Annotated in this window: 13 protein-coding genes; 4 read left to right on the top strand and 9 right to left on the bottom strand. The window is 34.6% G+C overall.

What is annotated here, in order from left to right; translation table 11 throughout:
• Window positions 1-69: 69 nt before the first annotated feature.
• Window positions 70-1,161 carry a DUF3810 domain-containing protein gene (locus tag ACNO7W_RS01695; protein WP_417936759.1) on the top strand — a complete coding sequence of 364 codons (1,092 nt, stop codon included), beginning with the start codon at window positions 70-72 and terminating at the stop codon, window positions 1,159-1,161.
• A gap of 59 nt (window positions 1,162-1,220) precedes the next feature.
• On the opposite strand, the gene ACNO7W_RS01690 is transcribed toward ACNO7W_RS01695, so the two are convergent.
• Entirely contained in the window at window positions 1,221-2,525 is a 1,305-nt protein-coding gene (locus tag ACNO7W_RS01690; protein WP_417936758.1) for an NAD(P)/FAD-dependent oxidoreductase, read from the bottom strand.
• A 308-nt stretch (window positions 2,526-2,833) separates the two neighbouring features.
• On the opposite strand from ACNO7W_RS01690, the gene ACNO7W_RS01685 reads away from it, so the two are divergent.
• Both ACNO7W_RS01685 and ACNO7W_RS01680 read left to right on the top strand, forming a co-directional pair.
• Complete coding sequence (locus ACNO7W_RS01685; RefSeq protein ID WP_144064930.1) at window positions 2,834-3,337, top strand: RNA polymerase sigma factor; 504 nt, start codon at window positions 2,834-2,836, stop codon at window positions 3,335-3,337.
• A complete protein-coding gene (locus tag ACNO7W_RS01680; RefSeq protein ID WP_143386375.1) occupies window positions 3,334-3,966 on the top strand; it encodes a hypothetical protein in 633 nt (210 codons plus the stop codon). The genes ACNO7W_RS01685 and ACNO7W_RS01680 overlap by 4 nt, the downstream gene beginning before the upstream one ends.
• A 138-nt stretch (window positions 3,967-4,104) precedes the next feature.
• Here the strand turns inward: ACNO7W_RS01680 and ACNO7W_RS01675 are convergent, their stop codons facing one another.
• Window positions 4,105-4,914: a lysophospholipid acyltransferase family protein gene (locus ACNO7W_RS01675; RefSeq protein WP_417936757.1), complete on the bottom strand. Its 810-nt coding sequence runs from the start codon at window positions 4,912-4,914 to the stop codon at window positions 4,105-4,107.
• 138 nt (window positions 4,915-5,052) lie between these two features.
• Complete coding sequence (locus tag ACNO7W_RS01670) at window positions 5,053-5,694, bottom strand: NUDIX hydrolase (protein ID WP_417936756.1); 642 nt, start codon at window positions 5,692-5,694, stop codon at window positions 5,053-5,055.
• A 97-nt stretch (window positions 5,695-5,791) separates the two neighbouring features.
• Between ACNO7W_RS01670 and ACNO7W_RS01665 the strand changes: the two genes are divergently transcribed.
• Window positions 5,792-6,232, top strand: a complete 441-nt coding sequence (locus ACNO7W_RS01665; protein WP_143386372.1) for a DUF4268 domain-containing protein — start codon at window positions 5,792-5,794, stop codon at window positions 6,230-6,232.
• 107 nt (window positions 6,233-6,339) lie between these two features.
• Here ACNO7W_RS01665 and ACNO7W_RS01660 read toward each other — a convergent pair whose 3' ends face one another.
• The 6 genes from ACNO7W_RS01660 to yidC form a co-directional block, all read right to left on the bottom strand.
• Window positions 6,340-6,750, bottom strand: coding sequence for a hypothetical protein (locus ACNO7W_RS01660; RefSeq protein ID WP_417936755.1), 411 nt, complete (start codon window positions 6,748-6,750; stop codon window positions 6,340-6,342).
• Between the two features lie 10 nt (window positions 6,751-6,760).
• Entirely contained in the window at window positions 6,761-7,705 is a 945-nt protein-coding gene (locus ACNO7W_RS01655; protein ID WP_417936754.1) for an NAD(P)H-dependent flavin oxidoreductase, read from the bottom strand.
• Window positions 7,706-7,720: 15 nt separating this feature from the next.
• The gene (locus ACNO7W_RS01650; protein ID WP_143386369.1) at window positions 7,721-9,334 is read right to left on the bottom strand and encodes a S8 family serine peptidase; all 1,614 of its coding nucleotides are present in this window, start codon (window positions 9,332-9,334) and stop codon (window positions 7,721-7,723) included.
• Between the two features lie 134 nt (window positions 9,335-9,468).
• Entirely contained in the window at window positions 9,469-10,656 is a 1,188-nt protein-coding gene (gene mnmA / locus ACNO7W_RS01645; protein WP_143386368.1) for a tRNA 2-thiouridine(34) synthase MnmA, read from the bottom strand.
• Between the two features lie 76 nt (window positions 10,657-10,732).
• Window positions 10,733-11,446 (bottom strand): hypothetical protein, encoded by a 714-nt coding sequence (locus tag ACNO7W_RS01640; RefSeq protein ID WP_314895467.1) that lies wholly within the window; start codon window positions 11,444-11,446, stop codon window positions 10,733-10,735.
• Between the two features lie 88 nt (window positions 11,447-11,534).
• Window positions 11,535-13,439, bottom strand: coding sequence for a membrane protein insertase YidC (yidC, locus tag ACNO7W_RS01635; RefSeq protein WP_417936753.1), 1,905 nt, complete (start codon window positions 13,437-13,439; stop codon window positions 11,535-11,537).
• Window positions 13,440-13,506 lie beyond the last annotated feature (67 nt).

Below are 13,506 nucleotides of genomic sequence, written 5' to 3'. Positions count from 1 at the left end.
TACAAAGTTTAAATTCTTTTCGATACTAATTGATATTGTAATTATCTTTACATTTTCAAAATTCATCCAGTGAAACCAAAATATTTTCTTTCCTTCTTTCTTTTTATCCAAATAATCGTTCTGCAGATTATTCCCTTTTTTCCAGAACATGTCGAGCAATTTTACAGCAATGGCTTGTATCCTATTATTGCTAAATTTTCGAGAATTGTTTTTGGCACAATTCCTTTTTCTGTGGGTGATTTTATTTATTTTATTGTGATTTCCCTTATTTTAATATGGTTTTGGAACAAAAGAAAATCCTGGACTCGAGGCAGAGCCGAGCAGAGCGGAGCTAAACAAGCATGGAAAAAGAACATTCTGGCTGTTTTAAGTTTTATTTCGGTTTTTTATTTTTTGTTCCATATTCTTTGGGCTTTCAATTATCATCGCCAACCACTTTTTGAGAAAATGGCAATTAAAAAAGAGTATTCTGATGCTGATTTATTGGCTTTCACCAAAAAATTAATCACCAAAACCAACGCCATTCAAGGTCAGATTACAAAAAATGACAGTTTAAAAGTGGTATTCCCCTACTCGCAAGAACAGGTTTTTGAAATGAACTTGAACGGCTATAAAAACCTATCCAGAGAATATTCTTATTTTTCTTACACCCATTTGAGTGCAAAAAAATCGATTCTCAGTTTGCCTTTGTCCTATATGGGGTTTGGTGGCTATTTGAATCCGTTTACCAATGAAGCCCAAGTAAATGATCTTGGCCCGATGTATAGTTTCTCAATGACAACCAATCACGAAATGGCACATCAAATGGGCTATGCCAGTGAAAGCGAATGTAATTTCATTGGATTTTTGGCTTCAGTAAAAAATGACAATTTATACTTTCAATATTCCGGATACAGTATGGCTTTACGCTATTGTTTAAGCAATTGGCAAGTTCGTGACGAAAAAATATTTAAACAATTACTAAAAACTGTTCATCCCGGAATTTTAAAAAACTACAAAGAAAGTGAGGATTTCTGGAAACAATACGAAACACCAATCGAAACAGGTTTTCATGCTTTTTACGACAGTTTCCTGAAATTAAACCAACAAAAAGATGGTATGGAGGGATACAGCAAATTTGTGAATTTGATGGTAAATTATTATAAGGAAAAAGCGTTGTGAGTTATAAATTATGAGTTTTAAGTTAGTCCCAAAAACTAATAATTTATAACTCATATTTTCTAAACCTCATCACTAGTAAATGCAGTAAAACTTTTCTTTTTATATGGGCGGATAATCAATCGGCCCTCGCGGTCAAAACGAATGTAGTTGTACACCCAATTCAAGAAAACTACTGCTTTGTTTTTGAAGCCAATTAAGGAGAACAAATGCACAAACATCCAGACAAACCAGGCAAAAACACCGCTGAAATGGTATTTTGGAAAATCGACTACCGCTTTATTTCTTCCTATGGTAGCCATCGCACCTTTGTCATTGTATTCAAAAGCTTCCATAGGTTCCTTTCTAATTAATTTAATTATATTTTCTCCCAACAGTTTTCCTTGTTGCATGGCGGGTTGCGCCAACATGGGATGCCCTTGTGGATACTCTTCGGTTTCCATAGATGCAATATCGCCTACGGCAAAAATATTGTCGTAACCCATTACTTGATTGAATTCGTTTACTCGAATGCGTTCTACTTTTTCAACCAGTGATTCCTCATCCAGTCCGGCAACAATAGCACCTTGTACACCTGCGGTCCAAATTACAGTGGCGGTATCAAAAGTTAAATCAGAATTGGTGAGAATCATTCGGCCATCATAATTGATAACACGAACGTTTTTCCAGATTTTAACGCCCAAACTGAGTAGAAATTTTTCGGCGGCTTGTGAGGATTTCTCGCTCATAGTGTTGAGAATTCTGTCGCCACTTTGAATGAGATTGATTTCCATTTTGGCAATATCAAGATCGGGATAATCTTTTTGCAAAATGGCTTTCTTCATTTCGGCCAAAGCACCAGCCAACTCTACTCCTGTTGGTCCGCCACCTACAAGTACAAAATTAATGAGGCTATTTCGTTCGGCTAAATCAGTGGTTAGCACAGCTTGTTCGAAATTTTCAAGAATAAGACTGCGGATATTAAGTGATTGCGGTATGGTTTTCATGGCCATGCTGTTGCGCTCTATTTCTTTGTTCCCAAAATAATTGGTTTTAGAACCTGTAGCAATGACTAAATAATCATAGCTTAATTCGCCTATTTCGGCGATTACTTTTTGGTTCTTGGTATCGATTTCTTTGACGGAAGTCAATCTAAAATAGCAATCGTCGTATTCCTGAATTACTTTTCGGATGGGGTACGCGATGGAACCGGCTTCAAGTCCGCCAGTGGCGACTTGATATAATAAAGGTTGAAAGGTATGGTAATTGTGTTTGTCTAAAAGAACAACCTGAACTTTTTTACTTTTTAGTTTTTTGGCTAGTGCTATTCCTGCGAAGCCTCCACCTATTATTACTATTCTGGGTAAAGTTGAATTTGGGATGTTCATGTTTAAAATTTCTGAGTTGTTGATACTCAAAGATACAATGTTTTTCAACCTAGAATTCCATCTATTACTATCAAAATTTTTGTTTTTTGGAAAAATTCTTAAGAAATACTAAACGTGTAAACTAGCCGCGATGGCAATGGAAATCCTTTCTAGTCCTGAACTTGTTTCAGGATTCTGAAACAAGTTCAGGACTAGAAAGATTGAAATGTACAGCGGGACGAGTGTTTATTGTATTTCTAAAAAGTTGTGCTTCAAAATAAAAAAGTTGTAATTTGTAACAAAATTGACTTGAGTCGGTCTAATCTGTTATGAGTGAAAATCTAGAACATTCTTTTGTAAAGCAGTTGCAGGAAAATCAGAATATAATCCACAAAATTTGTCGGTTGTATACTAATGGCGATGATGCACACAAGGATTTGTTTCAGGAAATCACGATTCAGTTATGGAAAGCATTTCCAAAATTCAGGGGCGACAGCAAATTTTCGACTTGGGCGTATCGCGTGGCTTTGAATACTGCTATTACTTTATATCGCAAGACCAAACGATCGATAAGCACCATTGAATTTGAGGGAAGACAGCATTTTACTCATGATATCGAGTATAATTATGAGGAAGAAGAACAGATAAAACTCATGTATAAGGCGGTTTATCAGCTGAATGATATTGAAAAAGCACTCGTGTTTATGTATCTGGAAGATAAAGATTATACTGAAATAGCCGAGACATTAGGAATTAGCGAAGTAAATGCCAGAGTTAAAATGAATAGAATAAAAGGGAAATTAAAAAAAATATTAAATCCATTAGGAATATGAAAGAGCTGGATTTATTGAAAAAAGACTGGCAGAAGAATGATAATTCTTTTGAACAAGTTTCGGAAATAGAAATTTACAAAATGATTCATAAAAAATCGTCTTCGATTGTGAAGTGGATTTTGGTTATCAGTATTTTGGAGGTTTCAATATGGACATTGATTAGCTTGGCTTTTAATACTGATGATTATTTTAAGAAACTGAAACACGATGAATTAATCCAATATTTTGAGGTGCTAACCATTTTTAATTATGGCGTGATACTGGTTTTTATCTATTTATTTTATAAAAACTACATTTTGATTTCGACAACTGCTTCCACAAAACAGTTGATGAAAGACATTCTAAAAACCCGAAAAACGGTCCAATATTATGTTTGGTATAATCTTGGGATGATTGTTTTTAGCTTAATTATAGGTTTTGTAATTGCCTTTTCTTACAATCCTGATGTAAGTATTTTGAAGGATAAAATTGCCAACGACGGAAAAATTATGGCCATCACAATAGGCATTCTAATTTTGACTATCGCTGTATTTTTTGGGATATTCTGGTTATTTTACAGGTTATTGTATGGAATCTTGTTGAAAAGATTGTATGCCAATTATAAAGAATTGAAAAAGATAGATTTGTAGCCTCGTTCTAAAGGCTACGTCCCAGAAATTTAAAAATGGAACACAGATGATACAGATTGAACAGATCTACACGGATATGATATATTAAAATTGTCACTAATTCACTAATTCCTTAATTAATCAAGTAGAAATTCATTTCTAATATTCCCATTGTCTTAAACGGTTCAATTCTTCCTGCGCTTTTAATTCTTCGGATGGAATAACTTTTAAAAACGAAGGATGTTGCTCAATGGCATATTCCACTCTTTCAACAATTTCCTCAATTGTATCATTATCGTAATCAATATCCAAAGGCTCTTTGATGATAAATGACTGCAAGATTCCTTTCTTTTTCATGCGTAATCCTTTTTTATCAAACGAACGACGGAAACCATCAATAACAATAGGCACAACAATAGGTCTGTGTTGTTTGATAATATGAGCCGTTCCTTTGCGAACGGGCTTAAAAGATTTGGTAGTTCCCTGTGGAAAAGTGATTACCCAACCATCTTTCAGCGCTATTTTAATATTTTCAGTATCGTTTGGGTTTACTTCTCGTTTTTCGGTTACATCAACACCTTTGGCACGCCAAGTTCTTTCAACAGTTATTGCTCCTACATACGATAAAATCCTTGGTAATAAACCGGCTTGCATGGTTTCTTTGGCGGCAACATAATAAATATTCATCTTGGGTTGCCAGAGATAACATACATTTTTAATGGTATCGTCTCGCCCACTCAAGCTCGCATTAAAAACATGAAACATAGCCACAACATCGGCAAAATAGGTTTGGTGATTGGAAATAAAAAGTACGTTTGCATCCGGTAAATTTCTTATAATTTCCGAACCTTCAATTTGTAATTCATTAAATCCTCTATAACGTCTATGCGTGATGGCTCCGAAGATTCGGATTAACCATTTTTTTATAAATAATATGTGTCCAAAAGGATTTCTCTTAAATAATCCCATAAAATTGTGTGTATTTTTGTGAATTTGGACTACAAACTTACGAAATTTATATTTGAAGTTAATTACAGATTGTACAAACCTTATTGAAAACTACAAAGAGTTGAATACTCCTTTTTCAACAATTAAAAACAAATCCTTTCAACCTAAAACCTCTTTCAAAACCTCTTTCAATTCGCTCAACATCATGGCCGTAGCACCCCAAACAATATGCTCCTCTATTTTGAAAGCCGGGACAGTAATTTTACCCGCATAAGAAGTTGCCATTTCAGCACTGATAATTATTTCATCACTCAAGAAAACCGATAAAGGCAATTCAATTATATTTGCCACTTCATTAGGGTCAGGAATAAAACTGATTTCTTCTCTACTAATTCCTAAAAAAGGATGCACCATAAAATTACTTGGCGGAACATACAATTCTGTAAAAGGCTTTATAATTTCTATGTTTCTGGGAAGAATTCCTATTTCTTCATGGGTTTCCCGTAAAGCCGTATTTGCAAAAACGGCATCTTCCGGTTCAAATTTACCACCCGGGAATGCTATTTGGGAAGAATGGGTCCCTTCATAGGAACTCCGTACAATAAGCACCAAATGTGTTCTTCCATTTTTAGGATAAAACAACATCATGACGGCAGCTTTTCTTGATTTTTTATTATCAAAAATTCCATTTTTCAAAGCATCTATTCGCTCTAGAGGCGCCATTTTAATCTGCGCTTCAAATGCAGGAAGCTTTGCTTGAGCAAAATTGGGAACATATTTTAAAAAATCTTGAAAATCCATAATCAAAGTCTATTTTTGCATACCAAAAGATCTTATAAATATAGTTTAGAAAATAACGTTTAGCAAATTTTCTAAAATCAAATTCAAATAAATAAAAATGTACAGCAAAGAACAAACTCAAAAATTAAAACGAGAATTCTGGATCGCATTCGCAGAAAAATACCCCCGAAAATGGTTGCTATACGACACCAAAATCAAGGATTTCTCTTTCAAATTTTACGTAGACAATAAAAAAGCCCAAGTTTTAATAGATATTGAGCATCGAAATGATGAAAAACGAATTGCCTATTTTGAAAAAATAGAAGCATTAAAAAATATTTTAGAGGACGAATTCATTAAAGATTTGGTTTTCGAGAAAGAATTTAATCTCGAAAACGGCAAAACTATCAGCCGCATTTGGGTTGAAAAATTAGGTATTGGTGTTAGCAATCGCAACTATTGGGATGAAATATTTGACTTTTACAACGAGAAAATGAATGCTTTAGAGTTGTTTTATATGGAATACGATGATTTTATTAAAGATATTGAGAAAATTTAGGGCGTGACCCGTTGAAAAAACGGGTCGGGCTGTACGTTACAAGTCCTCGCTCTTCCTTCGTCAGGCTGTGGGCTTTTCACTGCCATCCCTCACGCAACATAACAGAATTACATATTAAAAATATTATAAACTACAATCCTATCATCATAATTGATGTACAATTGTTTCCTGTTGCCCTGCTTTTTTCGGGTAATTATAGAAACGGTACAATCGACCCCTTCATTATCCTTACAAGTAAATGAATAAACAATATCAGTATCATTCTCTTCTGTGGGCTGATAATCAATTATTTCAAAGAGCTGAATGATTTGGGAATAAACCACAATTCTATTTTTATTGGTATCCAAAGTGACTAAAATATTGACCAAATTCAGATCAGACCACTTTCCCCATTTCCCCATTTCATTTTTTTCTAAAACACTAAAGCCTGATGTTTTAAACTTATAGTTTTGTCCAAACGAATGTTGCAGTCCTAAGACCAAAAAAAGGAATATTATATATATTTTTTTCTTCGTCATTATTTATAAATTAAAAATCAAAGTTCATTACTTCTTTTCTCGCTGTTTCAAAATCGGCTATCATTTCCTGAATAATGTCTCCCGCTGGTTTAATCTCGTGAATTAATCCTGCTATTTGACCGATCTCTAACTCTCCTTCGATTAAATCTCCCTCAAACATACCACGTTTTGCTCTCGCTCTACCTAATAAACCAATTAATTCTTCTTTTGTTGCACACTTTTCATACAAATGCTGAACATCCTGATAAAATTTATTTTTAATCAATCGGACTGGTGCGAGTTCTTTTAAGGTCAATTGTGTATCGCCTTCTTTTACGTTTATAATGGTTTTCTTGAAATTTTCATGTGAAGAAGATTCAACCGATGCAGCAAACCGGCTTCCAACCTGAACTCCGTCTGCTCCCAGTGCCATTGCAGCAAGCATACCACGACCGGTCGCAATTCCACCTGCAGCAATCAACGGAATGGTAATTTTTTCTTTCACCATTGGGATTAGCGTAAACGTGGTGGTTTCCTCTCTTCCGTTATGTCCTCCAGCTTCAAATCCCTCGGCAACTACCGCATCAACGCCAGCATCCTGTGCTTTTAATGCAAAAACAGAACTGCTGACCACATGCACTACCGTTATACCGTTTTCTTTCAAATAAGAAGTCCACGTTTTGGGATTTCCAGCCGATGTAAAAACGATTTTAACACCTTCATCAACAATAATTTTCATGATTTCTTCGATATTGGGATACAACATCGGAACATTTACTCCAAAAGGTTTTGAAGTGGCTTTTTTACATTTTTGAATGTGTTCCCTTAAGACTTCAGGATACATGGAACCGGCACCTATCAATCCCAAACCTCCTGCATTGCTAACCGCACCCGCTAATTTATTGCCACTGTTCCAAATCATTCCTCCTTGAATAATTGGATATTTAATTTTGAAAAGTTCTGTAATTTTATTCATGTATTGTTGAGAATGTTAATGTTTTATTATTTTTCCAGTTTTAGAAAAAGAATTGGATTCCACTTTATATATATACATTCCTTTACTCAATGCTTTCAATGAAATGCTAGCCGATTGTGTTGTGATTTCTTTATCTAACACTTTTTGACCTAAAATAGTATAAATGGCAACCGTTGCTCTATCAAGACTTAGTGGTAATGAAATTGAAATAAAATCACTTGCCGGATTCGGATAAATTATAAAATCATCTTTCGAAAAAATGTCTAGTGATAATCCATTGCTCACCGCTAAACCAAAATCTGGAATGCCATAACCATATTGATTATTGGGCGTTGCAAATCTATCTGCAGATTTTATCACTAGTTGCCTGATTTCCTCATTGGTTTTGATAGGATTTGCCTGCCATAAACAAGCAATCATTCCTGCCATAATAGGACTAGAGAAAGAGGTTCCATCTCCAACAACTATATTCCCAAATTCATCGGACAAGACATCCGATTGTCCTTGAGCCATAACATCCGGTTTTATCCTTCCGTCAGACGAAGGTCCTATGGAACTAAATGAAGTCAAAGACTCTGAAGCATTTACCGCTCCTACCGCAATTACTGATGTTGCGTCGGCAGGTACAGCAATATGTGGATCGGATGTACCACCTGAATTACCGGCTGACGCTACTACAATCATACCTCTGCTAAATGCAATTACAGCGCCACGTGACATAAAAGCTGTTGTCCCGTTCATTTCGCTATAGGTATAACTATAAGCAGGGTTATCATATTCAAAATAGCCTAAAGAGGTATTTATAATATCCACACCCAAACTATCTGCTTTTTCAGCTGCTTCTACCCAAAGCGATTCTTCAACAGGATTTTCGGAAGTATCATCTTCGGTGATAAATAAATAATAGGAAGCGTCAGGAGCTGTTCCCACTAATGAATTTTCTTTATAGCCACCCATCGAAGAGAGTACAGCTGTTCCGTGTGAAACTCCAGTGTAAAAATCCGGATTTCTTAATACAAAATTGTAACCTCCTAAAATCTGGTTATTATCCCTCAATCTTTGAAAAGGTTGTGCTGTATTAACACCGGGAAAACCAGCATCCAAAACGGCTATTATTTTTCCGGAACCGGTATAATTTTGTTGGTGTAGTAATTGTCCATTAAGCATCTGTATTTGATTTTCAGAGGTTCCGTAAGCGTAATTAATTTTGGTTTTTTTCGTTTTATTTACCTTTTTAATTTTTGATGACTTCGCTATTTTTCCAGTTTGATTGAGTGATTTATCCGCAAAATCGACTTTACTGACAAATGAAAATGCTCCCAATGAATTTACATTTACTTGTGTTCCACGAACATGAATAGCATTCAACCATTTGGATTTTGCCATAACAGTAATTCCTGCAACTGCTTTTACTTGATTGATATAAGACGACTCAATGGGAACATCTTTAAAGTCTAAAGCAATGTTCTGATTGGTTCTCCTATCCAAAGCTCTTTGAGTAAGCATTTGCAAAGGTGTATCTAAATAAAATTGAAAACTGGGTTTAGTATTGAAATATATCCAAGCATCTTCTTGAGAAAATCCTGCTGATGTAATCAATAAAAAAACAAACAAATAGATTTTTCTCATAGTCAATTTTATTTGTAAGTTATAAAAAATTCCAAATAACGCTCGGATTGAATCATCAATATAGCACTTTTATCGCATTTTAAATTCCGCGAAAGCGTGCGTTTTTAGAACTTTTTATAAATAAAAGTACTAAACTAAGAAATAACTCCCGAACCAACTAATTCATCTTCTAAATACCAAGCCACAAATTGCCCTTCGGTTATTGCGGATTGTGGTTCGTCAAAGGCAACATACATTCCGTTTTCAAATTGGTGTACTACTGCTTTTTGTAAAGGTTGTCTGTAACGAATTCTTGCCATAATCTCCATAGTTTGTCCATTGGCCAAAGCCAAATCTTTTCGAATCCAATGCACTTCGGATTTTTCGATAAACAATGATTTTCTAAACAATCCAGGATGTTGACTCGTCAATCCGGTATAAATGGTATTGGTTACCACATTAGTAGCTATGATAAATAATGGATCTGTAGTTCCACCTACATTCAATCCTTTTCGTTGCCCAATGGTAAAATAATGAGCACCTTGATGTTTCCCTACTACTTTGCCCATTTCTGGAGTATATGGAATTTTTCTTGCATCAGAAGCCAAATCCTCTTCCAGCGTTAAGCCTTCCTGTTTTCCTAAATTATAAACAGGATTGTTTTTATCAATTTGAATAATCAATCCGTCTTTGGGTTGCAATTTTTGTTGCAAAAATTCTGGCAAACGCACTTTTCCAATGAAACATAATCCTTGAGAATCTTTCTTTTCGGCAGTAATCAAATCCATTTGAGCAGCAATTTCCCGAACTTCAGGTTTTGTCAATTCTCCAATAGGAAATAACGATTTTGCCAATTGCTCTTGTGACAACTGACAAAGAAAATAGGACTGATCTTTATTTGTATCGGCACCAGCCTTAAGTTGGTAAACAGTTTCCCCGTTCACTTCGATTTCGCTTTTTTGACAATAATGCCCTGTAGCCACATAATCGGCACCAAGACTCAAAGCAATTTTCATGAAAACGTCAAATTTTATTTCGCGATTACAAAGTACGTCAGGGTTTGGAGTACGCCCTTTTTCATATTCGTTGAACATGTAGTCAACGATTTTTTCTTTGTATTCTTCGCTTAAATCAACGGTTTGAAAAGGAATCCCTAATTTTTCTGCAACAAGCAATGCATCATTGCTGTCTTCCAGCCATGGGCATTCGTTTGAAATAGTAACAGAATCATCATGCCAATTTTTCATAAAAAGACCTATGACTTCATAGCCTTGTTGCTGCAACAAATAAGCCGCAACACTTGAATCTACACCTCCGGAAAGTCCTACAACAACACGCTTCATCTTCAAAAAAATTATAATTTTAATAAGAGTGCAAAGTTACAAAAAGATTTACAATAGTATTTGCGCAATGTGAGACTTAATTATTCTTGTTTTTTGTAGCATTTTGGGGATTACTCATGTTCAATTCTCTAACCAATTTTCCTTTTTCAAAAAATTGCCAAATACCAACTTTTTTACCATTTAAAAACTGTCCTTTAGAAACTACATTCCCATTAGTGTCTTTAAAAACTGCCAAACCATTGTATTTGTTATTCTTGAAGATAGATTCTTCAAGTACAATTCCTTTCTCCGTATATTTCTTATAAGTACCGTCTTTCAAATTGTTCTTATAACTGATTTCTTCGGCAATTTTGCCATCAGGATAAAAAACAGTTCGCAAGCCTTCCAACTTTCCTTTGCTGTAGTTTTCAGTTGCCATAATGGTTTTTGAAGCTTGATGGTAATACTTCCATTTTCCTTCAAATAATTTATTCACCACTTTGCCTTCACTCACTTTATTATTATTCTGATCATAAAAAATAGTATAAGCTGAATTCTCTTTAGCATTGAATTCTCTAGTGGCAATTACGGAAGCTGATTTGGTATCATCAAAAAATTTGAAAATACCTATTTCTTTTCCATGAGAGAAAGTCCCTTCGTATCTTGGTCTTTTTGATTCCTCATAAAAGCCTTTCCATACTCCATGCTTTCTTCCCTTTTCGTCTAATTTATTGAAATCCGTTTGTGCATGAAGACAAAACACATTCAAAAAAATCAAAACAAGTATTCCTTTTTTACAAAATGCTTTCATAATTACCTTTTTATAGTAACGAATTCGGTCCGCTTAAATTATGTCTAAATAAAAAAATCTCGAAATGTATCGAGATTTTTTTTATGAATTATTTTTTCTTTTGTTGTGCTTTTTGAGCTTCGGCCTGTTCCATAACTTCTTGAAGTTTTTTCTGGAATTTGCCTTGTTTTTTTGGCTCTTTCAATTTATTTTCTTGAATTTGAGCATGAATCTTATCGCTATCAATAAAGTATCTTTTGATGACAATCATAATTCCAATGGTAATTAGATTCGAAATAAAGTTATACAAACTCAATCCCGCACCATAACTATTGAAGAAAAACAACATCATTATTGGCGATACATAAATCATGATTTTCATCATCTTCGCCATATCCGGCATACCTTCTTGTTGTGGAGCAGCCATTTGTTGATCACCAGAAGTCATTTTCATATAGAAGAAAATAGCAATCGAGGCAAGCACTGGAAACAAACTGATGTGATTTCCGTAAAAAGGAATATAGAAAGGCAATCTTATAATTTCATCAAAAGAAGATAAATCATCTGCCCAAAGGAAACTTTTTTGTCTCAACTCAAAAGCCGATGGGAAAAACTGAAACGAAGCATACATAAAAGGAAGCTGAATCAAGGCTGGAATACATCCCGCCATAGGATTCACACCCGCTTTATTGTACAATTTCATCGTTTCCTGCTGCTTCTTCATTGGGTCTTTTTTGAATTTTTCTCCCAATTCTGTAATTTCAGGTCGCAATACTTTCATCTTGGCTTGTGACAAGAATGATTTGAACGTAATAGGCGACATTGCTAATTTTATCAGAATAGTGAAAATAATTATCGCAATCCCGTATGCGATATAAGAACTTAAAAATCCGAATAATGGAATAAAGATAAATTTATTGATCCATCCAAAAATACCCCATCCAAGTGAGATAATTTTTTCAAGATTCTTATCGTATGATTTTAATGTCTTATAGTCTGTTGGCCCAAAATACCAACTCATTTTATAATCCACTTCTCCGTTACTGAATGCCAATGGAATATTAGCTTTAAATTGCTTGGTAAAAGTGGTATCTACTTTATCATCATGAACCAAATTTGCAGATTTCAATTTAGCCGTTTCAAAAGGCGTTTTTGTCAAAAGAATTGTAGAGAAAAAGTGCTGCTTGAAAGCTACAAAAGTTGCTTTTTCAAGATCTGATTCTTCTGATTGACCTAGTCCTGCATAATCAATCTTTCCTTCTTCGTGTTCGAAATAAATTTCGGTGTAACGGTTTTCGTAAGCTACACTTTTCTCATTTCTGTAGGTTTTCAAATTCCATTCTAAATCCAATGGCTTAGAAGTATTCAAGACTTTATTCAATCCTTGAGAACGAATGTCAAAACCAATCATATAATCGTTTGGTTTCAATATGTATTTGTATTCCAAAAATTCATTTGCTCCCGCTTTCAAACGCATAGACAAAACTTGATCCGCTCCAACTTTTGTCAAAGTAGGTTCAAAATACAAATCTTTAGAATTTAAAGTACGATTATCACTGGTAAGCAATTGCACATTCAAATCGGCATTATTGTCTTTTATCAATTCAACCAATTCTCCTGAGCCTTTTTTGAATTTTTCAAATTGTTTCAAAGTAGCCTCTACAATAAATCCTCCTTTATTGGCAATTTTCAATTTAACCAATTCATTTTCGATAGTTGTAAAACCAGCTTTCGCAGAAGGAAGTGTCGCTGAATAAGCGAAATTTCCCAACGTTTTTTGCAATTGGGCCAGTTGTGTGGAATCTCCGGTTGCTGCAACAGCAACTGTAGCTATAGCCACGGTTTTAGCTTCCAATTCTTTGGCTTTGGCCTCCTTGATTACCAGCTCTTTTTTGGTTTTCTCAGCTGCAATGGCTGCCTCATCAGGCTGATTTTGATACATGATCCAAATCAAAATACCAAAAATCAATACAAAACCTATAATCGAATTAAGGTCAAATTTTTTCTCTTCCATTATTTTATTTAAAAAAGTTTATTGTTTAAAGTATAAAGTTTAATGAATACCGTGCCTTAACACTGAT

It is taken from the genome of Flavobacterium sp. ZB4R12 (assembly GCF_048276375.1).
Lineage (GTDB): Bacteria > Bacteroidota > Bacteroidia > Flavobacteriales > Flavobacteriaceae > Flavobacterium > Flavobacterium gawalongense.
Note: the sequence above shows the minus strand (reverse complement) of the source record. Positions and strands in the feature narration are given on the sequence as shown.

Coding starts and splice junctions, on each gene's coding strand:
- ACNO7W_RS01655 (WP_417936754.1), bottom strand. CDS start 7,705: ATGAATAAAATTACAGAACTTTTCAAAATTAAATATCCAATTATTCAA.
- yidC (WP_417936753.1), bottom strand. CDS start 13,439: ATGGAAGAGAAAAAATTTGACCTTAATTCGATTATAGGTTTTGTATTG.
- ACNO7W_RS01680 (WP_143386375.1), top strand. CDS start 3,334: ATGAAAGAGCTGGATTTATTGAAAAAAGACTGGCAGAAGAATGATAAT.
- mnmA (WP_143386368.1), bottom strand. CDS start 10,656: ATGAAGCGTGTTGTTGTAGGACTTTCCGGAGGTGTAGATTCAAGTGTT.
- ACNO7W_RS01660 (WP_417936755.1), bottom strand. CDS start 6,750: ATGACGAAGAAAAAAATATATATAATATTCCTTTTTTTGGTCTTAGGA.
- ACNO7W_RS01670 (WP_417936756.1), bottom strand. CDS start 5,694: ATGGATTTTCAAGATTTTTTAAAATATGTTCCCAATTTTGCTCAAGCA.
- ACNO7W_RS01640 (WP_314895467.1), bottom strand. CDS start 11,446: ATGAAAGCATTTTGTAAAAAAGGAATACTTGTTTTGATTTTTTTGAAT.
- ACNO7W_RS01675 (WP_417936757.1), bottom strand. CDS start 4,914: ATGGGATTATTTAAGAGAAATCCTTTTGGACACATATTATTTATAAAA.
- ACNO7W_RS01650 (WP_143386369.1), bottom strand. CDS start 9,334: ATGAGAAAAATCTATTTGTTTGTTTTTTTATTGATTACATCAGCAGGA.
- ACNO7W_RS01690 (WP_417936758.1), bottom strand. CDS start 2,525: ATGAACATCCCAAATTCAACTTTACCCAGAATAGTAATAATAGGTGGA.
- ACNO7W_RS01665 (WP_143386372.1), top strand. CDS start 5,792: ATGTACAGCAAAGAACAAACTCAAAAATTAAAACGAGAATTCTGGATC.
- ACNO7W_RS01685 (WP_144064930.1), top strand. CDS start 2,834: ATGAGTGAAAATCTAGAACATTCTTTTGTAAAGCAGTTGCAGGAAAAT.